The sequence below is a fragment of the Massilia sp. BSC265 genome (assembly GCF_000740675.1).
In the GTDB taxonomy this organism is placed as follows: Bacteria; Pseudomonadota; Gammaproteobacteria; order Burkholderiales; family Burkholderiaceae_D; genus Telluria.
Genome location: NZ_JPXI01000031.1, coordinates 33,290 through 56,218, shown reverse-complemented (window position 1 = coordinate 56,218; position 22,929 = coordinate 33,290). Strand labels below are relative to the sequence as shown.

Genomic DNA, 22,929 nt, shown 5'->3' with positions numbered 1-22,929 from the left:
CGAGTTGGCGCGGATGGGCCGATGGTCTCGCCAACCGCTAGGTCGCCCGCGCCACGCTTCAGCGAAAGAAACTGAGCGAAGCGAGTATGTTGACACGGGCCCTCCCGCGTTGCGCGGGAAGAGGCTACTCCCCAAAGGGTGCGGGCATTCTAGAAGGAAACAACCTCCGGCGCAAGCGAACCGGACGCAAGCGCGCCCTGCCCGAGCAGGAAGCGGCGCCGCATCATCGCCGCCATCTCGGCCGCCGCTACCGGACGCGCGATGTAGTAGCCCTGCACCTCGTTGCAGTCCAGGCCGCGCAGGATGTCGAGCTGCTCCTCGGTCTCGACACCTTCGGCCACCACCGACATGCCGAGTGCATGCGCCATCGACACGATCGCCTGGAAGAACACCTTGCCCTCTTTCGAGTTGCCCAGTTCGGTGGTGAAGGCGCGGTCCACCTTCAGCACGTCCATCTTGAGGCGCTGCAGCTGCGACAGCGAGGAGTAACCGGTGCCGAAGTCGTCCACGTGCAGTTTCACGCCCAACGCGCGCAAGGAAGCGAGTTCGGCCAGGATATCGTCGTGGTCGCCCATCATGGCCGACTCGGTGATCTCGACCTCGATCAGGCTGGGCGGTATGCGGTGCCGCGCCATGGCGCAGCTCAGGTGGCGCTGCACGCCGCCGCGCAGGAACTGCTTGGGAGAGACGTTGATCGAGACCGGCACCAGTTCCACGCCCGCCTCGCGCCAGGCGGCCAGCTGGGCGCAGGCCTTGTCGATCACGACTTCGCCGATACGCACGATCAGGCCGGTGCTCTCCGCCAGCGGGATGAACTCGGCGGGCGATACCACGCCCAGTTCCGGGTGCTGCCAGCGGATCAGCGCCTCCATGCTCAGCAGCTCGCCGCTGCGGGCGTGCACGCGCGGCTGGTAGACCAGGGCGAACTGGTCGTGTTCGATCGCTTCCAGCATGCGCTGCTTCAGGCGCGCCCGCGAGTTCAGGCTGTTCGACAGGGCCGGGTCGAAGAAGCGGTACTGCCCCTTGCCCTCGTTCTTGCCGGCGTACATGGCGATGTCGCTGTGGCGCACCAGGGTCTCGGCATCCTCGCCGTCGCGCGGGAACATGCTGATGCCGATCGATGCGCCCACCGCGTGCAGCTCGTCGCCGATCAGGAAGGGCACGCTGAAGGCCTCGACGATGCGGGCCGCCACCGAGGCTGCCTGGCGCTCGCCTTCGCAGGGGTGCAGCAGCACCAGGAATTCGTCGCCGCCGAAGCGCGCTACCTGGTCGGTCGGGCGCAGCAGCGACAGCAGGCGCGCTGCCGCCGACCTCAGGAGCTGGTCGCCGGTGGCGTGGCCGTGGGTGTCATTGACGTGCTTGAACTCGTCGAGGTCGATGAACAGCAGCGCCAGGCCGGAGCCGGTGCTGCCGGCCTGCGCCAGGATCGCCGGCATCGCGGCGAGAAAAGCGTGGCGCGTCGCCAGGCCCGTCAGCACGTCTTCGTTGGCCAGGCGCTCCAGCTGGGTCTCGTGGGCCTTGCGCTCGCTGATGTCCTGCAGCGTCACCGCCAGCCCGTTCCCGACCCGCACCAGGCGCCGCCGTCCCCAGCTGATGTTCAGGCGGTTGTCCAGGGGCATCCTGCGGTCGTCTTCGTGGAAGCCGGCCTCCATCGCCTTGCGGTAGGTGTCGAGCAGGGCTTCGCCGAACAGGGCGCTGTCGATTTGCGACAGGCTGCTGCCGATCAGCGTGGCGCGCGTCAGGCCGTAGAAGAAGGCGCCGCGCTCGTTGCAGTCGACGATGCGGAAGTCCGTGATCTCGCCCTCGCGGTCGCGCACGGCGGCCGCCATGTAGAAGCCGTCGTTGCCGCTTTCGGTCGCGGTGCGGTAGGCGCGCTGGACTTCTTCCTGCTCGCGCTCGCGCAGCACCGCGCGCCGCGCCAGCACCGCGCCGGCGGCGCCAAGCAGCAGCAGGCAGGCGCTGATGACGATGGCGCGGTCGCGGCTGTCGATCCAGGACGCCTGCGCGGCTTCCAGCGCGGCGGCGTGCGACAGGCCGACCAGTGCCACCAGCGGATAGGCGCTCGAGTGGCGCCAGCCGAGCACGCGCGCCTGGCCGTCGGCGAAACCATGTTGTCCCTGCACGAGGCGCACGCCACGCTCGCTCGCCCACAGGTCCTCGTGTGCCGGCAGCAGCTTGTCGCTGCTGTCGAGGAAGGCTGCTCCGTCGCTGCGCTGCTCCGCGCGCAGGCGCCCTTCGCTGCCGGCCAGCGCCACCACGCCGCCCACGCCCAGCGTGGCCGGGCTGACGAAGGAGGTGAAATAACGCGCATCCATGGCCATCAGCACGATGCCGTCGAACTCGTCGTCGCGGGTATCGAGGCGACGCGTGAACAGCACCAGGTCGCCCTCGTCGCCCTCTCTGGTGAAGCGCGGCGGCGCCGTGCCGATGCGCAGCGCGGTCGAGATGTGGTTGCGGTGCTGGACGAAGTAAGGGCCCGCGGACAGGTCGCTGCCGATCAGCGCCGGCCGGGTCGAAGCCTGGACCAGGCCGTTCCGGTCGACGATCGCGACCACGCTGAAGGCGGCATCGGTGAACATGCCGTCGCGGCGCAGCTCGTCGAGCAGGCCAAGGTTGCGGCTCTTTTCCCAGCTGAACTTCAGCTGCATGGTGACCTGGTCCATCTGGCCGACCGAGCGGGTGATGTACTGCTCGTAGGCCTCGGCATACGCGCTGGCATCCTTGCGCGCCTGGGTCTCGGCGCGCTCGTGCTCGGCGTCGGAGCGCACCACGGTGGCGATCCACAGTGCTGCGCACAGGAGCACGGCCAGGGCCGGCCAGATGAAGACGAGGTAGCCGCTGTGGTGGGAATAGGTGCGGGAGGCGGTGCGGACGGCAGCGTGGATGCTCATGCAGACAGGGTCAAAAACGCAAAGTTGCCGCCAGTCTACTTAGCAATGATGTCATCCCGATGACATCGCCAAGGTGACAAACCGCGCATTTTCAGCGGCGAACGCAACGTAGGATGAGCGTCGTTTCCATCAATACAGCAGACCCGATGAAAAAAACCGCCATCCTGATCCTGGGCTTCAGCGCCCATGCCCACGTGCTTGCCGCCCCGGCGCCCCTGACGCCCGACGCCGGCCCGCACGCCGTCGGCCTGCGCGTGGTCCAGCACTACGACTACAGCCGTGCGATGGACGAGCAGGCCGACGCCTTCGGCAAGCCAGTCGCCACGCCCCCGGCCCGGCCGATCCAGGCCCTGGTCTGGTATCCGGCCGGGCGCACGGAAGCCGCGCCGATGCGGATCGCGGACTATAGCCAGGTTGTCCTGTCCGACGTGGACTTCGGCTTGCCTGCGAGCGAAGCCGCGAAGCAGCGGACCGCCTGGATGACGGGTCCTCAGAAGTCCGTCTACGAGACCGCGACCATGGCCGTGCGCGATGCCGCCCCTGCCGCCGGCAAGTACCCCGTGCTGATCTACGCGCCCAGTTTCGCCGCCCAGGCGGATGAGAACGTGGACCTGTGCGAGTACCTGGCCAGCCAGGGCTATGTGGTCATCGCCAGCCGCAGCCTGGGCGCACGCTCGGTCGTCATGACCGAGGACGTCGAGGGCGTGGAAGCGCAGGCGGCGGACATCGCCTTCCTGGTCAACCATGCGCGCAGCCTGCCGCAGGCCGACCTGGACAAGGTCGCGGTGGTGGGCTTCAGCTGGGGCGGCCTGGCCAACGTGTTCGCCGCCGCGCGCTCCGGCCGCATCAAGGCGCTGGTCAGCCTGGACGGCTCCATCCGCTTCCACCAGAAGATCTGGAGCGCTGCCAGCTATGTGCGGCCGGCGCGCACTGCGGTGCCGATGCTGTCCCTGGGCGCTGCGGCGCTGCCCTTCGAGGAACTCGCGCTGAAAGACAGGCTGGTCGCCAGCTATCTCAACGGCATGAAGTACTCGGACGTCTACTTCGGCACCATGCACCCGATGCAACACGGGCACTTCAGCTCGTGGGAAATGCGTTTTCGTGGCGAGGACGGCTTCGGCGATTACCGGCGCGCCGACGTGGTGCAGGCCTACCGCACCATGGCGCTGTATGTCCACCGCTTCCTCGACGCCTACCTGAAGCAGGATGACAAGGCGATGGCCTTCATCCGGCAGTCGCCGGCAAAACATGGCATCGCGCCGCAGGTAATGGCGCTGCGCTTCCAGCCGGCGGCTGCCGCGGTGCCGAGCGAAGCCGCTTTCTTGCGTGCGTTCGCCGGCGCCGGCTACCGGGATGCGCAGGCGATCTATGCGCGGATGCGGGCCGGCTCCGCCGACTTCGAGCTGAGCCCCCTCAACCTCAACACCCTGGGTTACCAGCTCTTGCACGGCAAGAATGCACGTGGTGCGGTCGAACTGTTCAAGCTGGCGACCCATATCGAGCCGAGATACGGCAACGCCTGGGACAGCGAAGGCGAAGCCTGGGAGGCGCTGGGAGACAAGGCGCAGGCGATCGCGGCCTACGAGAAGGCGGTCGCCGTGGACAAGAACCAGACGAATGCGATCGCGCGCATCAAGGCCCTGCGTGCCGGCTCCTAGGCCGACAGCATGTAACCCGCGCCGCGCACGGTCTTGATCAGGGACTTGGCGCGTCCCAGCGCCTTGCGCAGGCGCAGCACGTGGACGTCCACGGTGCGCTGGTCGAGCGTGTCGTGCGATTCCCACAGGTGCTCGAGCAGCTGGGCGCGCGAGAACACCTGGCCCGGATGGCACAGCAGGAAGCGCAGCAGCCGGTATTCGGCATGGCGCACCTCGACCTTGTGGTTGCCCACGCGGACGCTGCAGCTGAGCGGATCGAGCACCAGGCGCCCAAGGCGCAGCAGGCGCTCGTCCGGGGCTTCTTCCGGCGGCGGCTGGGGGATGAAGTCGGAGACCGGTGGCGGCGGCGGCGCGGTGCGTTCGCCGTCCGTGCAGTCGGCGGCGAGCAGGATCACCGGTTTTTCGCGCAGGGCCCTGGTGCCACGCAGGCGTGCCAGCAAACGCATGCCGCCCTCCTGGCGCAGCATCGATTCCTGCAGCAGCAGTTCGGGGCGTTCGCGCCCGATGAAATCCCAGGCCTGCGCCAGGCTCGGCACGCTATGCCAGATCCACTCGTCTTCGTGCAGCGAATACTTGAGCAGCTCGGCGATGGCCGGCTTGTCGTCGACCACGAGAACGATCGTATTGGCGGTAGTCATAATGTAGGGTGCTCGGCTTTGCCGAGCACGCGTTCAGACAGAGCAAGAATGGATGTGCGGCCTGCTTACGTGAGTTGAACGCGTGGGCGGCATGGCCGCCCACCCTACGTCAGCGCCGCGTCGATTCAGGAGATCAGTAGATCGCCTTGCCCGATGCATCCTTCAGGCTGGCTTTCCAGTTGGCCTGGACCAGCTTGACGACCGATGCCGGCATCGGCACGTAGTCCAGCTCGGCGGCAGCCGGGGCGCCGTTCTTGAAGGCCCAGTCGAAGAACTTCAGGACTTCGGTGCCCTTCTCGGCGTTGGCCTGGGTCTTGTGCATCAGGATGTACGAGACGCCGGTGATCGGCCAGCTCTGCTTGCCTGGCTGGTCGGTCAGCACCACGCCGAAGCCCGGTGCCTTGGTCCACTCGGCGCCGGCGGCGGCGGCCTTGAAGGCCTCGTCGTCAGGCTGCAGGAAAGTGCCGTCCTTGTTCTTCAGCTGGGTGTGCGACAGCTTGTTCTTCTTGGCGTAGGCCCACTCGACGTAGCCGATCGCGCCCTTGATACGCTGCACGTTGGCGGCGACGCCTTCGTTGCCCTTGCCGCCCACGCCCACGGCCCACTTCACGGTGGTGCCGGCGCCGATGCTGTTCTTCCAGTCAGGGCTGGTCTTCGACAGGTAGTCGGTGAACAGGAAGGAGGTGCCCGAGCTGTCGGCGCGGTGCACGACGGTGATGTCGGCGTCCGGCAGTTTCACGCCTGGGTTCAGCGCGGCGATCGGCTGGGCGTTCCACTTGGTGATCTTGCCCATGTAGATGTCGGCCAGCACCGGGCCGGTCAGCTTCAGCTGGCCCGGCTGGACGCCCTCGACGTTGACCACGGCGACCACGCCGCCCATGATGGCCGGGAACTGCATCAGGCCTGCTTCTTCCAGCTCTTCGGCTTTCAGCGGCATGTCCGAGGCGCCAAAGTCCACAGTCTTGGCCTTGATCTGTTTGATGCCGGCGCCCGAACCGACCGACTGGTAGTTCAGGCCGTTGCCGGTGGCAGCCTTGTACGACTCGGCCCACTTGGCGTAGATCGGGTACGGGAAGGTCGCGCCGGCGCCGGTCATGTCAGCGGCGAAAGCGGTCGACATCGCGAGCACGGCGGCAGTGGTGGCTGCAGCGGCGAGGATCTTCTTGAACATTGGCGTCTTATTCCTATTCCTGGTTGATGGAGGTGTGTTTTGGACCACGCGACGAAGTCTAGTCCGCGAATATGACCGCAATGTGACCTCGTGAATAACATCGCCGTGACATGCATCGACCCCGCCAGGGCGTATGTGCGCGACCACCGCGGGCAGGTTTGCTATGATGGACGTTCCAAAAAAACAACCCGATGGACATCGCATGCACACCCTGCTCCGTGTTCTCTCCTTCGGCTGCGCCGCCACCGCCATTGCCGGTTCCCTGGCCGGCTGCTCCACCACCCAGGACCGCCTGCCCGAGGCCCGCTACACGATGACCGAGCGCCAGGTGCTGCCGCTGGGCGAGCGCCTCACGATCACGTATGAAGGCGCGGAAGACAGCCGCTGCCCGGACAATGCGCGCTGCGTCTGGCCGGGCCAGCTGGCCTACCGCTTCACGATGCGCATCGGTAACGTGGCCCAGGGCTTCTACCTGGTGCCGGGCCGGCCCGGCTACATGTCGCCGGCGCTGCGCGGATCGCTGATCCAGCTCGACCACCTGACGCCGCTGCCGCCGCGCGGCGTGGCCGGGGCTGCACCAGTATCCTATCCGGTGACTTTCAACATGTACGCGCAATGATGCGCACACAGTAAGCGCCGAAAGAGGAAGACCACATGAAGGCGACCCTGCTCGCTTGCGGGCTGACCTTGTCCATCGTCCTGAACGCACCGCTCGCAGCGGCGAAGACGCCGGTAGCGACAGGCACCGGCGGCGCGGTCGCCACCATCAGCGAACAGGCATCGCAATCGGCACTCGCCATCCTGAACGGGGGCGGCAATGCCATCGACGCGGCGGTCGCTGCGGCGGCCACGCTGGGCGTCACCGATCCGTTCAGCTGCGGCATCGGCGGCGGCGGCTTCATGGTGATCTACCTGGCCAAGGACAAGCGCGTCATCACCATCGACCACCGCGAGACGGCGCCGGCCAGCTTCACGCCCCAGGCCTTCCTCGAGAACGGCAAGCCGGTCGACTACGAAACGGCCATCGCCAGCGGCGCCGCGGTGGGCGTGCCCGGCACCGTGCGCGGCTGGCACGAGGCGCTGGAGCGCTACGGCACCATGCGCTTCCAGCAAGTGCTGGCGCCGGCCATCGAGGTCGCCGAAAAAGGCTACCGGGTGACTGAAATATTTAGTCATTTAACAGCCCAAAATGAAAGAAAATTTCAGCTTTATGCGCCCACCAGCGCGCTCTACCTGCGCAACGGCAAGGCCGTGCAGCCAGGCACCCTGATCCGCAATCCCGGCATGGCCAAGGCCTACCGCGAAATCGCCGCAGGCGGCGTCAAGGCCTTCTACGAGGGGCCGCTCGCGCGCGCCATCGTCGACGCCGTCAACAAGCCGCCCCTCGCTCCGGGCAAGCGCGCGCGCCCGGGCCGCATGACGATGGCCGACCTGGCCAACTACGAGGCGCGTATCCGCCCGCCGCTGCGCACGAGCTACCGCGGCTACGACATCTACGGCATGCCGCTGCCCAGCAGCGGCGGCGCGACCGTCGCGGAAGCGCTCAATATCCTGGAAGGCTACGACCTGAAGACGCTGCCGCGCGCCCAGGCCGAGCACCTGTACATCGAGGCCAGCCGCCTGGCCTTCGCCGACCGCAACGCCTACCTGGCCGACCCTGAATACATCGACGCGCCGGTGGCCGGCATCCTGTCGAAGGACTACGCGGCGACGCGGCGCAAGCTGATCGGCCCGCAGGCGGCGCGCAAGGTGGCGGCCGGCGACCCCTACGGCTACCAGCGCGACCAGAGCGTGCCGCTGCGCCCCCAGTCGGCCAGGCTCCAACTGGAAAACGCCCACACCACCCACCTGACGGTCTCGGACATGGAGGGCAACGTGGTGTCCTATACCTTCACCATCGAATCCTGGGGCGGCAGCGGCATCGTCGTGCCGGGCTACGGCTTCCTGCTGAATAACGAGCTGACCGACTTCGACTTCAGCGGCCCGCACCCGAACGTGCCCGAAGCCGGCAAGCGCCCGCGCTCGAGCATGGCGCCGACCATCGCCCTCAAGGACGGCAAGCCGGCCTTCACCATCGGCAGCCCCGGCGGCTCGACCATCATCACGACGGTCCTGCAGACGATCTTCAACCACATCGACCTCGGCATGCCGATGGACCAGGCCGTGAACGCGCCGCGCATCTCCGAGCGCAACGGGGACGCCACCTCGATCGAGCCGGGCTTTCCCGGCAGCGAAGGGGCGCGCGCGCTCGAGCGCCTGGGCCACCGATGGGAGGCGGCGCCGGAAGAAATCGGTGCGGCCAATGCCCTGGTGTTCAACCCGGACGGCACCGTCACCGCCGTCAGCGAAGGCAAGCGCCATGGTGTCGGCACTGCTTTGGTCCAGCGACGCGCGCATTGATACCGCTGTTGGGCATTTCACACGTGTTCAAAATCTTTCCTAGCCAAAATAACAAGTCTATGTAGGAATGATCTTACGTTGGGATAACATACGGGCATCCGCACTATCCATATTGTTATGCCCACCTCCTACGTCGTGCCGGCCTTGCCGATCCGCCGGAGTGTCATCACCCTGGTCCTCGCGCTCGTCATCATCACGGCGATGAGCATCTTTTTCGTGCGCGAAGTCATCGACCTGCGCCATGCGATGGGCCAGCTCAGGCAGAACGACACGGCGCGCATCCAGGTCCGCAACGTCCTGATGAACCTGCTCAATGCCGAGACCGGGCAGCGCGGCTTCGTGCTCACCGGCGACCCGGCCTACCTCGAACCCTACCAGCTGGGACGCAGCAGCGTCAGGGCCGACCTGGCGCAGGCCGAACAGTCCGGCTACCACGACGCGGCGTTCCTCGCCAGCGTGCGCAAGCTGGCCCTGATCACGGAGAGCAAGCTGGACGAGCTCGAGCGCACCGTGCAGCTCAAGAAGCGCGGCGACGATGCCGCTGCCCTGGCCATCGTGCGCGAAGGCTTCGGCCGCGCCAAGATGCGCGAAGCCCGCCAGCTGATCCAGGAAGAGGTGGCCCGGCTGCGCGTGACCCGGGACGCGCTCATGGACGACTTCAACGACCGCCTGCTGCGCGCGGCCGTGATCCTGGTCCTGATGCTCTCGACCGTGGTGGCCATGACCGTCTACGCCTGGCGCTCGCTGTCGGCGGCTGCGCGCCGCAACAACGAGCTGGCCAGGCGCCTCGCCATGGAAGCCTCTCACGACGCCCTCACCGGCCTGCCGAACCGGCGCTTCTTCGACTGCTGGGCGCGCAGCGTGGTAGCCAGGAGCCAGCGCAGCGGCAAACCCTTCACCTTGCTGGCCATCGACCTGGACCGCTTCAAGGCCGTCAACGACACCCATGGCCACGCGGACGGGGACGAGGTGCTGACGGAAGTGGCGCGCCGCTTCCAGTCGGTCCTGCGCGGCGGCGAATTCCTGGCGCGCATCGGCGGCGACGAATTCGTGGTGCTGATGGAAGGCGAGTTCTCGCGCAACGAAGTCACCAGCGTCGGCCGGCGCCTGATCGACTGCCTGTACCCTTCCCTGCATCCGCGCCTGGCGGACAACGTGGTCGGCGCCAGCATCGGCGCGGCAAGCTTTCCCCTGAACGGCGCCGGCCTGGAGGGAGTGATGCAGGCCGCCGACAACGCGCTCTACGCGTCCAAGCATGGCGGCCGCGGCATGCTGTCCTTCGCGTGCGCCGAAGTGTGCCCCTCTCGTTCCGTGCACGGCAGCACGGGGCATGCCGCACCCGCGATGTCGGGCGGCTCCCCCACGACGGGGGCTGTTTTCTAGCAGGCGCCAGGGCTAGAGTGCATGCCGGACTGCCCACACCACGGACCGGTATGACACAGCGACCCTATTTCCCTGCCCTGCTTGCAACGCTTTGCGCCACCCTGGCCGCGGCCCAACCGGCCGTGGCCAAGGACTTCCTCAACAGCCTGGCCAGGCAAGTCGTGGGCGGCGCCGTGCAGGCGATCTCCGACGGGGCCGCCAGGCCCGCGCAGAATCACATTGCGGGCACGACGACAAGCCCGGCCGCTCCAGCCGCCAGGCCCGCCTACGTCCGCGCGGGCGCCCAGCCTCCACGCATGCGCCTCGGGGACGGCACCGTCTTCTACGGCGACTACATCGCGGACTACTGGAGCCGGCCGGATGCCGCAACGCGGGGCAGCACGCCCGATACCGATGCCCTCGGCAACATCGTGGCCAAGCCTGCGCATTTCAGCGGCAACCAGAAGAAACCGGAGTTTGCACAGCTGCAGCGCAAGCTCGAGACGGTTGCCACGCGCGTGCTGCAGCATCCCGCGCTGGACGGCATCCGCGGCGCGAGCCTGGTCTGGTTCGCCGATTTCAAGCACGACAACCGGGGGCCGCTCGGGCATGCCCTACCGGGCAGGCTCAGGCTGATCGCCTATCCGATCCGCCTCGGCGACCCGGCAACGAAACGCTACCCCGACGGCACCCATCACACCCCGGGCGAAGGCCCGGTCCTCGAGATTACCGTCAACGATCCGGACGAGATCGGCACACGCCAGCCGAACGGGAGCTGGAAAGGCATGACGGTCCTGCGCAAGGGCTATATGTTCGTGCTGTCGAATACCGACCGGCCGCTGTACGTCGACGACGGCGGCCGCATGATCGTCAACCCCGACCTGGTCGACAAGTCGCGTCCGCGTTCCGACATCCAGTTCATGACGGTCTACGTGGGAGACGGCTCGCATGTCATGGGTGAGCTGACGCACAAGCGCATCGAGCCGACCAGCAACACGGGGCGCCTGATCGGCACCCTGTACAACACCGACTGGCAGGCCGTGCTGCACGAAGCGAACGCGGTGCGCTGAAGCGCCGCCACCTGCGTCCGTTTTCCATCCCGGTTTGGTGCCCCATGCGGCGCCCGCCAGGCGGCGCCGCTTTTTTTCGTCCATACAGCTCATCCAGGCACTACACTGTCATGACGGCGTGCGGCAGATGCACGACCACACAAACGACAATAACGGAGACACGCATGAGCAACTTCATCACCCTGTTGCCCACCCTGCTGATCGGCGCACTGGCGCTGATCATGTTCGGACTGGGCCTGTCCCTCACCCTCGCCGACTTCCGCCGCCTGCTCGGCCACCCGAAAGCCGTGGTGCTGGCCCTCGTGCTGCAGGCCATGGTGCTGCCGGCAATCTGCTACGGCCTGATCGTCGGCCTGGGCGTGGCGCCGGTCTATGCGGTCGGCCTGATGCTGCTGGCGGCCTCGCCGGGCGGCGTGTCCGCCAACCTGTTCAGCCACCTGTTCGGCGGCAACGTGGCCATGAACATCTCGCTCACCGCGATCAACACCGTGCTGTCGATCGTCAGCCTGCCCCTGATCGCCAACTTCGCGATCGACACGTTTGCGAAAAGCGGCCAGGTGGTGCCGATGCAGACCGCCAAGGTGATCGAGGTGATCGTCATCGTGCTGATCCCGGTGGCGATCGGCATGTTCGTGAAGAGCCGCTCGCCGGCCTTCGCCGCTCGCATGGACAAGCCGATGAAGCGTTTCTCGATGGCCGTGCTGGCCCTGCTTGCCGTCATCGCCATCGCCAAGGAGTGGACGGCGATCACCACCTCCTTCGCCTCGATCGGCCTGGCCGTCATCCTCTTCAACATCCTCAGCCTGGGCCTGGGCTACTACGTGCCGCGCATGCTGGGCCTGGACAAGCCGAACGCCATCGCCATCGGCTACGAGATCGGCATCCACAACTCGACGCTGGCGATCTTCGTCGCGGTGTCGGTGCTGGGCGACTTCCAGCTGATGCTGCCGGCGGCAATCTACTCGGTCAGCATGTACGTGTTCGCCACCGCCTTCGGTTTCCTCATCCTGGGTCGCAAAACGGCTGCCGGCGCGGCGGCGCCGGCGTCCAGCTGAAGTAGCGTCAATCCATGCGCCCTGCCGGGAAGGCGCAGGGCGCGCTCCGCATGGCGCGCAGCCTGCGCATCACCACCACGATGGTGAAGCCGATGCTGACCAGCGCCGCCACCGGCAGCACAGGCATGCCCGTGAAGGCATTCACCGCCATCCCGAGAGGCAGGCTTTCCACGAGCGAGATCAAGAACAGTGTCGCCGCCCCGCCGGCGGCGCTTCCCCTCCGGCTGGCGTGATTACGCAGCGGAACCGCCACGATCGGCAGGACCATGCAGCACAGGCTGGCGGCGCGCAGCAGCGCGGTGGGCCCTGCTCCACCGAGCACCGCCAGCATCAGGACCGCGCCGGTGGTCAGCATCCATCCCGTCAGCACCTGCAGCATCAGGGACCGCCCAAGCCGGACGTTGAATGCGCCGGCCTGGCTCGGTGCCGCCGGTGCCAGGCGCACCAGCGCCTGTTCGGCGGCGTGGCTGCCGGACAGCTCGCCCAGCCGCAGGCCGTGCGACACCGGGATGAACAGCAGTATGCATGCGAACAGCCAGCCGAGGTCCGGCATGAAGCCGGGACCGGCGCGCCAGCTGGCGAAGATGCCGGTCGCCAGCAGGACCAGGGTCATCAGACCGAGGGCCGCCACGATCTCGCCCAGGTGACGGGCGGGCCCCAGCGCATCGAGGACCAGCCGCGAACCGTCGCGCCGGGCACAGTGGCGGCGCAGCGACGCGGCATACCAGCTTCTGGCCTGCTTGCCGGCCACCTGCTCGACCAGCGGCTCGCCCTTCCCGGCTGCGGCTGTCCAGCGTGAACGCCGGGCCAGCATGTTCCAGTGGCGCTCGCCCGCTTGCGGAAACATGGCGCGCGCCGCCACGACGATCACGACGGCGTACACGGGCAAGGACAGCACGACGGCCAGCGGATGGGACAGCATGGCGGGCAACGCCGTCGGCAACTTGTCAAGGAACACCGAGCTGAACAAGCTGGCCGAGATAATCGCACTACCAGCCTGGTGGCCTGCCGCGGCAAGACCAATCCCGACTGTCAGGAACACGATCCAGAACAGCCGGCCCGCGAGCTGGCTCGCATCGCCATACGGCGCGCTGGCGATGCCGATAATGCCCACAAAGCACACGAGGCTGGACAGCTCGACCAGGCGGCCGCGCATCTGCGGGACCAGCTGCGCATTGGCGGGCGTGTTGAGCTTGGCCGCGCCCGGCATGAAGCGCCAGGCCCAGTTCAGCAGGAGCAAGATGGAAGCCCCACACCACAGCACGGCGAGGCCGGCGCGTGGCCCGTCCTTCGCCGTCAGCGCGGCGCCGAACACGATCACGGCGATCATCGCGCCCCAGCGGATGATGCCGGACAGATGCGGGTTGGGATGGGTGACCGCGGCATGCCACAGCATCCGGTAGTCGCGCAGGCGCGCATGCATCACGCTGTTCATTGGGTCACCTCGATGAACAGGTCTTCCAGGCTCACCGGCTCGGCGCGCCGGCCCTCGGCCGTGTTGCGCGCCCCTTCCAGCAAGTCGTCCAGCTGCCCCTGCAGCGCGATGCGGCCATCCTTGAGGAAGGCGACATCGAGCGCCACCCGCTCCAGGTCGGTCAGGATGTGGGTCGAAAACACGACCGTGGTGCCGCGTTCGATCACGCCGTCGACCAGTTCGGAGAGAAAAGCGCGCCGCCCGGCCGGATCCAGCGCCGACACCGGCTCGTCCAGCACCAGCAATTCCGGATCGTGCGCCAGCGCGCGGATGATCGACAGGCGCTGCTGCTCGCCGCCCGACATGCGGCCGATCGGCTTGCCCAACTCCAGCGGGCCGAAGCCCCAGCGCTCGAGCAGCGCATCGACCTTCACCCCGTTCCAGCGCGGGTACATGGCCTTGAAGTAGTCCAGCATCTGCCTGGGGGTCATCCATTCGAACAGGCCGGGTTTCTGCGGCACGTAGCCGATGCGGGCGCGGGTGGCGTCCGACAGCGCGCCGACCTCCTCGCCGAACAGGCGCGCGCTGCCGGCGTCGAGTTCGCGCAGGCCAAGCAGGCATTCCATCAGCGTCGACTTGCCGGCGCCGTTGCGGCCCAGCAGGCCGATGACCTGACCCTGCCGGACTTGCCAGTCGAGGCCACTCAACACGATGTTGCTGCCAAAGTACTTGGCGACGCCGTGCAGCTGGATGATGGGTGCAGTCACGATTCTTCCTTCAGGATGTGGGTGAAAAGGGTAAGGACGGTGTCGGGGTCGAGCTCGAGCTCGCGGGCCTCGCGCGCGGCCCGCTCCAGGGTCGGGCGCAGCAGCGCGGCCCGTTCCGCGTTGCTGCGCGCGGCGCGCGGGCGCTCGGCCACCAGCATGCCGAGGCCGCGCCGGCGCGCCAGCAGGCCCTCGGTCTCGAGCAGGCCGTAGGCCTTGGAGACGGTCATGGGATTGACGGCGAGCGCCTGGGCCACCTCGCGCACCGAGGGCAGCTCGTCGCCGGACGCCATCTGGCCGCCGGCCACCAGGCGCCGTACCTGCTCCACGAGCTGCCGGTAGATCGGTTCGGTCGAACCGGGCGTGATCGAAAACAGCTGGGCGGTATGGATCGTCATTGTGTATAGGTGTATTAGGTGATTAATACAGTAGACGGGGCGATTCTCCTTGTCAAGCTTTCCAGTCTATTTAATGCGTGGTAACTAAGCCTGCCGCCGCGCGGCCTTGCACGGAAAACAAAGAAATGCACGGCAGATACGAATGTGTGACATCATTCGCAGTCACTCGGCTCGACCGGCTCCTTATCCAGACAATTCAGACCTTCCATGCCGCTCAGTTCAGACCCGCTCGGACATCCCGATACGGACCTTCACGCCAACCTCGAAGTACGGTTCCAGGAACTGTTCGAACAAGGTCCCGGCAGTATTCAGATCCTGGATCCTGCCGGCTACACGGTACGCGTCAACAAGGCCTGGGAAACGCTGTGGCATATCTATGAAGGCAGCGAGGCCAAGCGCTATGTGCTGAGCAGGGAATACAACGTCCTGCATGACCCCCAGGTCGTCGCCGCTGGTCTCGCTCCTTATCTCGAGCGCGCCCTGGGTGGCGAATCGGTCACGATCCCCGCGATCCACTACGACACCGCTGCCATCGGCCAGCCTGGCAGGGCGCGCTGGGTCACCGCACGCGCCCATCCCATCAAGGACAAGCAGGGCACGGTTGTCGAAGTCATGCTGATGCACGAGGACATCACCGAACGTGTCGAGGCGGAGACTGCCCTGCGCGAACGCGAAGAACGCTTTCGTACCCTGGCGATGGCGAGTTCCCAGATCGTCTGGACCAATACGTCCGACGGCCGCGTGCTCGAAGACTCGCCCTCGTGGCGTGCATTCACCGGACAGACCTACGAGGAATGGAAGGAGTTCGGCTGGCTCGACGCGGTCCACCCGGACGACCGCGAACGCACCCGCCAGATATGGCTGCAGTGCGTCGCGAACCGGTCGGTCTTCGAAACCGAGTACCGTCTGCGCCGCGCCGACGGCGCGTACCGCTGGACCGCCGTCAAGGGCATCCCCATCCTCGGCCCCGAAGGCGAGGTGCGTGAATGGGTCGGCGCCAACCGCGACATCCACGACAGTGTCATGGCACAGGAAGGCCTGGCCATGCGGCTCGACCGCGAGCAGCGCCAGTCGGCGCTGCTGGCCAAGGTCGCCAGCGCCTCGCGGTCGCTGCACACGGTGCTGTCGATGCCCGACATCGCCGAGGCCCTGGTGCAGGAAGTGCGCGCCATCCTCGACGTCCACCAGGCGGTCGTGTCGCTGACCGAAGGCGAGAACTGGGCGCAGGCGATCAATGCCGTGTCGCTGTCGGAGAAATACGCATCCTATGCCGCGTACGATGCCAAGACCGACGGCAGCGGCATCTATGCCGAGGTCTGCCGCACCAATACGCCGATGCGCCTGACCCAGGCGGAACTGGAAGCGCACCCGGCCTGGAGAGGTTTCGGCGAGCACGCCGCCAGCCACCCTGCCATGCGCGGCTGGCTAGCGGTGCCGCTCATCGACCGCAAGGGCAGGAACATCGGGCTGATCCAGGTTTCGGACAAGGCCGAGGGCGATTTCACCGAGCAGGACGAAGCCATCCTCGTGCAACTGGCCTCGATCGCTGCCAACGGCTTCGAGAACGCCCGGCTGTACGGCTCCCTGCGCGAGCAGGACCGGCGCAAGGACGAGTTCCTGGCCATGCTGGCGCATGAACTGCGCAACCCGCTGGCGCCGATCGCCGCCGCCGCCGAGGTGCTCAAGATTGCCACGGCGCCCGAGCGGATCCGGGCGTCGAGCGAAGTGATCGGGCGCCAGGTACGGCACATGACTTCGCTCGTGAACGACCTGCTCGACGTCTCGCGCGTGACGCGCGGACTGATCAAGCTCGACCGCGACATCATCGCGATCGAGCCGATCGTCGCCAGCGCCGTCGAGCAGTCGCGTCCCCTGATCGCCCTGCGCGAGCATGCCTTCTCGATCGAGATGGAAGCCCCGGGCGCGCGCGTGGACGGCGACCCGACCCGGCTGATCCAGGTGATCACCAACCTGCTCAACAATGCGGCGAAATACACGCCGCGCGGCGGCACCATCGTGCTGCGGGTGACACGCGAGGCGTCGCGCGTGCGGATCTGCGTGGCCGACAACGGGATCGGGATCGACCGCCAGTTGCTGCCGCAGGTCTTCGATCTGTTCACCCAGGCCGAGCGCACCCCGGACCGTTCGCAGGGCGGCCTGGGCATCGGCCTGGCGCTGGTGCGGACCATGGTGGCGCTGCATGGCGGCGAAGTACAGGCGCACAGCGCAGGACCGGGCGAAGGCTCCACCTTCACCGTCTGGCTTCCACTCGCGTAGGGTGGTCGGCAGAGCCGACCACCCTACAAAAAAAGAGCCGGGACCAGCCCGGCTCTCCGTTCCCATCAGGGATGGATCACAGGTGCGGCGTGATCAGCGGCATCAGGTCGTCGAAGGTACGGCCCGAGCCGTTCTCGCCGATCGCATGCATCTTCCACTCGCCGTTGTGGCGGTACAGCTTGGCCATGATCTGGGCCGTGTGCGAGCCCTGCACCGACAGGTTGAAGCGCGCCACTTCCTGGTTGTTGCCGGCATTGAGCAGGCGGCAGTAGGCGTTTTCCACGGTCGAGAAGTTCTGGCCCGTGAAGCTGTTCACGGTGAACACCAGCGACTTCACGCTGGCCGGCACGCGCGACAGATCGACCTGGATCTGCTCGTCGTCGCCGTCGCCGGCGCCGGTGCGGTTGTCACCGGTGTGGGTGATGCTGCCGTCCTTGCTCTTGAGCTGGCGGAACCAGACCACGTCGATCGGGCGGTTCGATTCGTCGAACATCACGACCGATGCGTCCAGGTCGACCGGCTGGCCGGCGCCGCCGCCGAAGCCGAAGAAACCCTTCGACTTGGCCACGTCCCAGCCCAGGCCCATCGTCACGCGGCTCAGTGCACCGCCGGCTTCCTTGTCCAGCGAGATCTTCTGGCCCTTGCTCAGATTTACTGACATGTCATTCTCCTAGGTTTTTATTCAGCGCGCCGGGGTCTGCATCCAGGCTTTGAATGCCATCCGGTTGCGCGAGCATACGTAGACCCGACCTTTGCCCGAGAAGCGCAATACCATGCCTTCGCCGCTGGTCTGGCTGTTGATCAGGTTGCCCAGGAAGCCGCTGTTGCCGCCGGTCGTGACCGAGATCTCGTAGCGCAGCCCGCTGTCCCAGCACACCACGTGCGAGTTGTCGATGATTGCGTCCTTGCCCGGCTCGACCTCCAGCATCGACATCGAGCCGAAACCCGACACCACCACCTGGCCGCTGCCGGTCGTCTCGGTGACGAAGAAGCCGCCGCTCTGCGCGAACAGGGCGTTGCCGAGGCTCTGGGTGCGCACCTTCAGGTCCACGCCCGAGGTGGCGGCAACGAAGGCGCCGTCGCTGATGATGTACTGGTTCGGACCGCAGTCGATGACCTGCATCGCGCCCGGCAGGGTCGGCGACAGCAGGCAGTCGCCGTCGCCGCGGGTCGCCTCGATGTGCTGCTGGAAGAAGGACTCGCCGTTGGCGAAGGTGCGCATCAGCGCGCTGCCCAGGCCGCCCTTCATCTTCCCTTTCAGGTCGAGCGTCGATTCCATCATCACCATCGCATCCGATTCGCAATAGATGGTTTCGCCGCGCCGCATCGAGACATGCAGGAAGGGATCGACATCCCCGGTCACGGTAAATACTGGCATGTGGACTTCCTTTCCAAAACGGCCCGCGCCCGCGGGCCGTGAGCTTGTTATCAAACGTTGACGCCGTAGTTGCGGGCCAGTGGGCCGAGGCCGCCGTTGAAGCCCTGGCCGATGGCGCGGAACTTCCAGTCGGCGCCGTTACGATACACCTCGCCGAAGATCATCGCCGCTTCGGTGGAGCTGTCTTCCGACAGGTCGTAGCGCGCGATCTCGCTGCTGTTGGCCGCGTTGACGCAGCGGATGAAGGCCTTGCCGACCATGCCGAAGTTCTGGCGGCGCGCTTCGGCGTCGTGGATGGTCACGGCCAGCACGACCTTGTCGACGTCGGCCGGGACCTTGCTCAGGTCGATCGAGACGGTTTCGTCGTCGCCCTCGCCTGCGCCGGTCGTGTTGTCGCCCGAGTGGACCACCGAGCCGTCCGAGGACTTCAGGTTGTTGTAAAAGATGAAGTCGCCATCCGAACGCACCTTGCCCTGCGAATTCAGCAGGAACACCGCGCCGTCGAGGTCGAACGCTGCGCCGTCGGTGGCGCGGGTGTCCCAACCGAGGCCGACCTTCAGATTGGTCAGGCCAGGAGCTTCTTTCGACAGGTTGACGTTGCCGCCTTTTTGCAGACTGATTGCCATGATTGTGACTCTCCTAAAAAGTACTGCTTGAACACCGGGGGTATGACGCGTGGCGAGCTGGTGTTCTGCCGCTCGCCGCGCGGTCCTTGCAATCGCTGCTCGTAGCGTGGGCAGGTTTCCTGCCCACGCGCTCAAACAACGTTCGCGCTATTGCAACTGCTAACCATCACCGCGTGGGCGGCATAGCCGCCCACCCCTACGAAAACCTTATGCTGCGACTGCGGCGTGCTTCTTCTTGTACTGGATCGAGCTCCACAGCGAGGCCAGGATGAAGGCCAGGCCCACGCCGCCGGTGATCAGCTCGGGCACGTGCATGTGCATGCTGACCAGCATGATCACGGCCAGGATACCGATCGCGTAGTGCGCGCCGTGCTCCAGGTAGACGAACTCGTCGAGCGTGCCCTGGCGCACCAGGTAGACCGTCATCGAACGCACGAACATCGCACCGATCGCCAGGCCCAGCATGATGATCACGACATCGCTGGTGATCGCGAAGGCGCCGATCACGCCGTCGAAGCTGAACGATGCATCGAGCACTTCGAGGTACAGGAAGCCGCCGATACCGCCGCGCTTGACCATCTCGCCCACGTCGCTGCTCGCGTCCGACTCGCTCTTCTCGAGCAGGCTGGAAATCATGTCGACACCGATGTAGACCAGGATGCCCCACAGGCCGGCGACCAGCACGATCATCTTCTGCCCTTCCGCGATCCAGCTGGTCGAGTACAGCAGCGCGCCCAGGGCCACCAGCACCGAGATCGAGGACACCTTGCCGAGCGAGCCGAGCTTGCGCTCGATGTTGCCGAGCCAGTGCACTTCCTTCTCGTCATCCAGCAGGAAGTTCAGGAACACCAGCAGCAGGAACATGCCGCCGAAGGCCGCCACTTCCGCATGGTGCTCGGTCAGGTGACCGGAGAACTCCTTGGGATTGGTCAGCGCCAGGTTCCACACGTCCATCATGCCCAGGTCGGCTGCGACGGCGACGATCACCAGCGGGAACACCAGGCGCATGCCGAACACGGCGATGATCATGCCCAGGCCCAGGAACAGCTTGAGCCAGAATTCGTCCCAGCCTTTCAGCACCGAGGCATTGACCACCGCGTTGTCGAAAGACAGTGAGACTTCCATGACCGACAGGATCGCGCAGACCCCGAGCGCCGTAACCATGCCGGCGACGCCACCATGGTCGTAACCCCACCAGCCTGCCAATGCCAGGCAGACGGCGGTCACGATGAATGACCACGTAAAGTGCTTCATGTTTTGATTTCCCCTTGTTGTTGAGTTAGGTTATTTATTGCGTGTGCGATGAGAGTGTGCGTTGAGTTATAGATTTGTTCAATCAACAGACGCAGTATGGGGCTTGCACTCATCCAGAAAAAGCGAAGATAATCGAAGAGTTACTTCGAAAAAATAGAAGATATGAACCATACGCCCCCAAATTTTCGCCACCTCTATTACTTTTGGGTAGTGGCCAAGGAAGGCAGCATCACGCGCGCCGCCGAGCGCCTGGGTCTTGCCATCCAGACCGTCAGTACCCAGCTTGCGCAGCTGGAGCTTTCCCTGGGCAAATCGCTGTTCACCCAGCAGGGACGGCGCCTGAACCTGACCGAAGCGGGCCGCCTGGCCCTATCCTACGCCGACCAGATCTTTCTGCTCGGGGAACAGATGCAGGAAGCGCTGGCCGAGGCCGATAGCGCGCGCACCCGCCTGACGGTCGGCATCTCCGATTCCCTGCCCAAGCTGACCGCCTACCGGCTGCTGGAAATCGCCACCCAGCTGCCGCGCCCGGTGCGCCTGGTCTGCTACGAAGGGGAATTCGACGAACTGCTGGCCGACCTGGCCCTGCACAAGCTCGACGTGGTGCTGACCGACCGCGCGGTGCGCTCGGGCACGACGCTGCGCGTGTTCAGCCATTTGCTGAGCGACAGCGAGACCGTCGTGGTGGGCGCCCCCTCCCTGGTGAAGGACTGGGGCGCGGACTTCCCGCAATCGCTGAATGGGGCGCCCTTCCTGCTGCCGACCCGCAATAATGCCTTGCGCGGCAAGATCGACGAATGGTTCGAGCTGCAGGGCGTGCGCCCGGACGTGGTCGGCGAGTTCGAGGACAATGCCCTGCTCAACACCTTCGGCCGGCGCGGACTGGGCCTGTTCTTCGCCCCGGCGGCCCTGGTCCACGACCTCGAGGAACAGTTCAATGCCCTGCTGGTCGGACGGGTGCCGCAGGTGCGCGAGCATTTCTATGCGATCTCGAACGAGCGCAAGATCAAGCATCCGGCCGTCGAAGCCATCCTCTCTGCCGTCCACCAGGGAATACTGGCAGGTACATAAGGAAGCAGAGCGGTACAATGGCGTCGGCTATTGCCATTTTTTAATTAAATCTCTTCAATGGAAAACTTTTTATTTGTCGTTCTCGCCCTGTTCCTGGTGGCGCTGAACGGCTTCTACGTGGCGGCTGAATTCAGTATCGTCACGTTACGCAAGACCCGCGTCCACGCCATCGCCAAGACCACCGGCCTGCGCGGACGCATCCTGGGCAAGGTCCATGGCCAGCTCGACGCCTACCTTTCCGCCTGCCAGCTCGGCATCACCCTGGCCTCGCTCGGCCTGGGCTGGGTCGGCGAGCCGGCTTTCGCCAGCCTGCTGGAACCGGTGTTCGCCATCCTGGGCGTCACCTCGCCCGAGCTGATCCACGCCGTCTCCTTCGTGGTGGCCTTCTCGGTCATCTCCTTCCTGCACATCGTGGTCGGCGAGCTGGCGCCCAAGTCGCTCGCGATCCGCCTGCCGGAAGCGGTGGCGCTGTGGTGCGCCATCCCGCTGTATGCCTTCTACTGGGCGATGTACCCGGCGATCGCCCTGCTCAACGCCAGCGCCAACATGGTGCTGCGCGTCGCCGGCCTGGCAGGCAGCGGCAGCCACGACACCCACTACTCCACCGACGAGCTGAAGATGATCCTGCGCTCCAATACCAGCGCACCGGGCGAGAAATTCACCAACGACGAGCGCAACATCCTGGCGCAGTCGCTCGATTTCAGCCAGCTCGCGGTGTCCGACCTGATGCGGCCCATCAATGAGGTCAGCGCGCTGTACGCCAGCCGCTCGCTCGAGGAAAACATGGAGACGGTGCGCCGCAACCGCTTCTCGCGCTATCCCTACTTCGACGAGGAAGGCGAAGAGGTGCTGGGCGTGATCCACCTGAAGGACCTGTTCTTCGCCCAGCAGGCCGGCCGCACCATCAGCGACCTGACCCAGCACCTGCGCCCCGTCGAGACCATCTCGGCGCGCACCAAGGCGCAGGACATCTTCCGGCGCTTCAAGAGCGGCGCGCCGCACTTCGCCCTGATCGGCGAAAAGGGCAAGCGCCCGGTCGGCTTCATCACGCTCGACAACCTGCTCGGGGCGATGGTGGGCGAGATCCGCGACGAGTTCCGGATGAACGAGAACGACTGGATGTCCCAGCCCGACGGCACGTACATCGGCAAGGCCAGCCTGCCGATCTTCTCGCTCGAGCGCCTGCTCGGGATCGACATCGACAACGAGGAGATGGGCCTGGACGACGTCGAATCGGTAGGCGGCCTGCTCATGGCCAAGCTGGGCGACATTCCCAAGCAGGGACAGCGCATCGGCTTCCCCCAGTTCGACGTGGTGGTCAAGAAGATGAACGGGCCGCGCATCCTCCTGGTGAAGGTCTATCCGAAGGGAGAGCGCGAGGACGGGCACGACGAACGCGACTGAAGCGCGACAGTGCAGCTGAATCGTTTCCAGCAACGAACTATACAAAGTTGTTGCGTTTGCAATACTCATGACGCATACTCGTGGGCGAAGGAATTCCC

Annotated in this window: 19 protein-coding genes; 9 read left to right on the top strand and 10 right to left on the bottom strand. The window is 66.0% G+C overall.

From position 1 onward, the window contains the following. Nucleotides 1-149: 149 nt before the first annotated feature. Nucleotides 150-2,891, bottom strand: a complete 2,742-nt coding sequence (locus tag MA09_RS10965) for an EAL domain-containing protein (protein WP_051933370.1) — start codon at nucleotides 2,889-2,891, stop codon at nucleotides 150-152. Between the two features lie 146 nt (nucleotides 2,892-3,037). Between MA09_RS10965 and MA09_RS10960 the strand changes: the two genes are divergently transcribed. Next, nucleotides 3,038-4,549, top strand: coding sequence for a dienelactone hydrolase family protein (locus tag MA09_RS10960; RefSeq protein WP_036248147.1), 1,512 nt, complete (start codon nucleotides 3,038-3,040; stop codon nucleotides 4,547-4,549). Here MA09_RS10960 and MA09_RS10955 read toward each other — a convergent pair. Together MA09_RS10955 and pstS are read right to left on the bottom strand one after the other, a co-directional pair. Further along, the gene (locus MA09_RS10955; protein WP_036248144.1) at nucleotides 4,546-5,187 is read right to left on the bottom strand and encodes a response regulator transcription factor; all 642 of its coding nucleotides are present in this window, start codon (nucleotides 5,185-5,187) and stop codon (nucleotides 4,546-4,548) included. The two genes, MA09_RS10960 and MA09_RS10955, sit on opposite strands and share 4 nt — an antisense overlap. Before the next feature lie 133 nt (nucleotides 5,188-5,320). Continuing rightward, complete coding sequence (gene pstS, locus MA09_RS10950) at nucleotides 5,321-6,358, bottom strand: phosphate ABC transporter substrate-binding protein PstS (RefSeq protein ID WP_036248142.1); 1,038 nt, start codon at nucleotides 6,356-6,358, stop codon at nucleotides 5,321-5,323. Between the two features lie 202 nt (nucleotides 6,359-6,560). Here pstS and MA09_RS10945 point away from each other — a divergent pair, with 202 nt between their 5' ends. From MA09_RS10945 to MA09_RS10925, 5 genes are all read left to right on the top strand, one after another. Then, nucleotides 6,561-6,977, top strand: a complete 417-nt coding sequence (locus MA09_RS10945) for a hypothetical protein (RefSeq protein WP_229440661.1) — start codon at nucleotides 6,561-6,563, stop codon at nucleotides 6,975-6,977. 35 nt (nucleotides 6,978-7,012) lie between these two features. After that, complete coding sequence (ggt, locus tag MA09_RS10940) at nucleotides 7,013-8,758, top strand: gamma-glutamyltransferase (protein ID WP_036248140.1); 1,746 nt, start codon at nucleotides 7,013-7,015, stop codon at nucleotides 8,756-8,758. 117 nt (nucleotides 8,759-8,875) lie between these two features. Continuing rightward, nucleotides 8,876-10,141, top strand: a complete 1,266-nt coding sequence (locus tag MA09_RS23680; RefSeq protein WP_051933369.1) for a diguanylate cyclase domain-containing protein — start codon at nucleotides 8,876-8,878, stop codon at nucleotides 10,139-10,141. Nucleotides 10,142-10,191: 50 nt separating this feature from the next. Then, the gene (locus MA09_RS10930; protein ID WP_036248138.1) at nucleotides 10,192-11,190 is read left to right on the top strand and encodes a hypothetical protein; all 999 of its coding nucleotides are present in this window, start codon (nucleotides 10,192-10,194) and stop codon (nucleotides 11,188-11,190) included. Between the two features lie 164 nt (nucleotides 11,191-11,354). Further along, the gene (locus tag MA09_RS10925) at nucleotides 11,355-12,245 is read left to right on the top strand and encodes a bile acid:sodium symporter family protein (RefSeq protein ID WP_036248136.1); all 891 of its coding nucleotides are present in this window, start codon (nucleotides 11,355-11,357) and stop codon (nucleotides 12,243-12,245) included. 7 nt (nucleotides 12,246-12,252) lie between these two features. Here MA09_RS10925 and MA09_RS10920 read toward each other — a convergent pair whose 3' ends face one another. The 3 genes from MA09_RS10920 to MA09_RS10910 are packed head-to-tail and all read right to left on the bottom strand — an operon-like array spanning nucleotide 12,253 to nucleotide 14,821. Continuing rightward, nucleotides 12,253-13,680, bottom strand: a complete 1,428-nt coding sequence (locus MA09_RS10920) for a hypothetical protein (RefSeq protein ID WP_036248133.1) — start codon at nucleotides 13,678-13,680, stop codon at nucleotides 12,253-12,255. Next, on the bottom strand, nucleotides 13,677-14,426 hold the full coding sequence (locus MA09_RS10915; protein WP_036248130.1) for an ABC transporter ATP-binding protein: 750 nt from the start codon (nucleotides 14,424-14,426) through the stop codon (nucleotides 13,677-13,679). Before MA09_RS10915 ends, MA09_RS10920 begins: the two co-directional genes overlap by 4 nt. Beyond that, the gene (locus MA09_RS10910) at nucleotides 14,423-14,821 is read right to left on the bottom strand and encodes a GntR family transcriptional regulator (protein WP_036248127.1); all 399 of its coding nucleotides are present in this window, start codon (nucleotides 14,819-14,821) and stop codon (nucleotides 14,423-14,425) included. The genes MA09_RS10915 and MA09_RS10910 overlap by 4 nt, the downstream gene beginning before the upstream one ends. Before the next feature lie 207 nt (nucleotides 14,822-15,028). Here MA09_RS10910 and MA09_RS10905 point away from each other — a divergent pair, with 207 nt between their 5' ends. Then, entirely contained in the window at nucleotides 15,029-17,098 is a 2,070-nt protein-coding gene (locus tag MA09_RS10905) for an ATP-binding protein (RefSeq protein ID WP_051933368.1), read from the top strand. A 76-nt stretch (nucleotides 17,099-17,174) separates the two neighbouring features. Here the strand turns inward: MA09_RS10905 and MA09_RS10900 are convergent, their stop codons facing one another. From MA09_RS10900 to MA09_RS10885, 4 genes are all read right to left on the bottom strand, one after another. Then, nucleotides 17,175-17,759, bottom strand: a complete 585-nt coding sequence (locus tag MA09_RS10900; protein WP_036210757.1) for a TerD family protein — start codon at nucleotides 17,757-17,759, stop codon at nucleotides 17,175-17,177. A 21-nt stretch (nucleotides 17,760-17,780) separates the two neighbouring features. Next, a complete protein-coding gene (locus MA09_RS10895; protein ID WP_036248124.1) occupies nucleotides 17,781-18,476 on the bottom strand; it encodes a TIGR00266 family protein in 696 nt (231 codons plus the stop codon). A gap of 50 nt (nucleotides 18,477-18,526) precedes the next feature. Next, nucleotides 18,527-19,102: a TerD family protein gene (locus MA09_RS10890; protein ID WP_036248122.1), complete on the bottom strand. Its 576-nt coding sequence runs from the start codon at nucleotides 19,100-19,102 to the stop codon at nucleotides 18,527-18,529. Nucleotides 19,103-19,309: 207 nt separating this feature from the next. Beyond that, nucleotides 19,310-20,356 carry a DUF475 domain-containing protein gene (locus MA09_RS10885; RefSeq protein ID WP_036248120.1) on the bottom strand — a complete coding sequence of 349 codons (1,047 nt, stop codon included), beginning with the start codon at nucleotides 20,354-20,356 and terminating at the stop codon, nucleotides 19,310-19,312. Nucleotides 20,357-20,518: 162 nt separating this feature from the next. Between MA09_RS10885 and nhaR the strand changes: the two genes are divergently transcribed. After that, complete coding sequence (gene nhaR, locus MA09_RS10880) at nucleotides 20,519-21,427, top strand: transcriptional activator NhaR (protein ID WP_036248117.1); 909 nt, start codon at nucleotides 20,519-20,521, stop codon at nucleotides 21,425-21,427. A 57-nt stretch (nucleotides 21,428-21,484) separates the two neighbouring features. Next, nucleotides 21,485-22,831: a hemolysin family protein gene (locus MA09_RS10875; protein ID WP_036248114.1), complete on the top strand. Its 1,347-nt coding sequence runs from the start codon at nucleotides 21,485-21,487 to the stop codon at nucleotides 22,829-22,831. Nucleotides 22,832-22,929: the final 98 nt, after the last annotated feature.

Excerpts from the sequence above, each read along its gene's own strand:
- MA09_RS10965 (WP_051933370.1), bottom strand. The coding sequence starts at position 2,891 with ATGAGCATCCACGCTGCCGTCCGCACCGCCTCCCGCACCTATTCCCAC.
- MA09_RS10960 (WP_036248147.1), top strand. The coding sequence starts at position 3,038 with ATGAAAAAAACCGCCATCCTGATCCTGGGCTTCAGCGCCCATGCCCAC.
- MA09_RS10955 (WP_036248144.1), bottom strand. The coding sequence starts at position 5,187 with ATGACTACCGCCAATACGATCGTTCTCGTGGTCGACGACAAGCCGGCC.
- pstS (WP_036248142.1), bottom strand. The coding sequence starts at position 6,358 with ATGTTCAAGAAGATCCTCGCCGCTGCAGCCACCACTGCCGCCGTGCTC.
- MA09_RS10945 (WP_229440661.1), top strand. The coding sequence starts at position 6,561 with ATGCACACCCTGCTCCGTGTTCTCTCCTTCGGCTGCGCCGCCACCGCC.
- ggt (WP_036248140.1), top strand. The coding sequence starts at position 7,013 with ATGAAGGCGACCCTGCTCGCTTGCGGGCTGACCTTGTCCATCGTCCTG.
- MA09_RS23680 (WP_051933369.1), top strand. The coding sequence starts at position 8,876 with ATGCCCACCTCCTACGTCGTGCCGGCCTTGCCGATCCGCCGGAGTGTC.
- MA09_RS10930 (WP_036248138.1), top strand. The coding sequence starts at position 10,192 with ATGACACAGCGACCCTATTTCCCTGCCCTGCTTGCAACGCTTTGCGCC.
- MA09_RS10925 (WP_036248136.1), top strand. The coding sequence starts at position 11,355 with ATGAGCAACTTCATCACCCTGTTGCCCACCCTGCTGATCGGCGCACTG.
- MA09_RS10920 (WP_036248133.1), bottom strand. The coding sequence starts at position 13,680 with ATGAACAGCGTGATGCATGCGCGCCTGCGCGACTACCGGATGCTGTGG.
- MA09_RS10910 (WP_036248127.1), bottom strand. The coding sequence starts at position 14,821 with ATGACGATCCATACCGCCCAGCTGTTTTCGATCACGCCCGGTTCGACC.
- MA09_RS10905 (WP_051933368.1), top strand. The coding sequence starts at position 15,029 with ATGCCGCTCAGTTCAGACCCGCTCGGACATCCCGATACGGACCTTCAC.
- MA09_RS10900 (WP_036210757.1), bottom strand. The coding sequence starts at position 17,759 with ATGTCAGTAAATCTGAGCAAGGGCCAGAAGATCTCGCTGGACAAGGAA.
- MA09_RS10895 (WP_036248124.1), bottom strand. The coding sequence starts at position 18,476 with ATGCCAGTATTTACCGTGACCGGGGATGTCGATCCCTTCCTGCATGTC.
- MA09_RS10890 (WP_036248122.1), bottom strand. The coding sequence starts at position 19,102 with ATGGCAATCAGTCTGCAAAAAGGCGGCAACGTCAACCTGTCGAAAGAA.
- MA09_RS10885 (WP_036248120.1), bottom strand. The coding sequence starts at position 20,356 with ATGAAGCACTTTACGTGGTCATTCATCGTGACCGCCGTCTGCCTGGCA.
- nhaR (WP_036248117.1), top strand. The coding sequence starts at position 20,519 with ATGAACCATACGCCCCCAAATTTTCGCCACCTCTATTACTTTTGGGTA.
- MA09_RS10875 (WP_036248114.1), top strand. The coding sequence starts at position 21,485 with ATGGAAAACTTTTTATTTGTCGTTCTCGCCCTGTTCCTGGTGGCGCTG.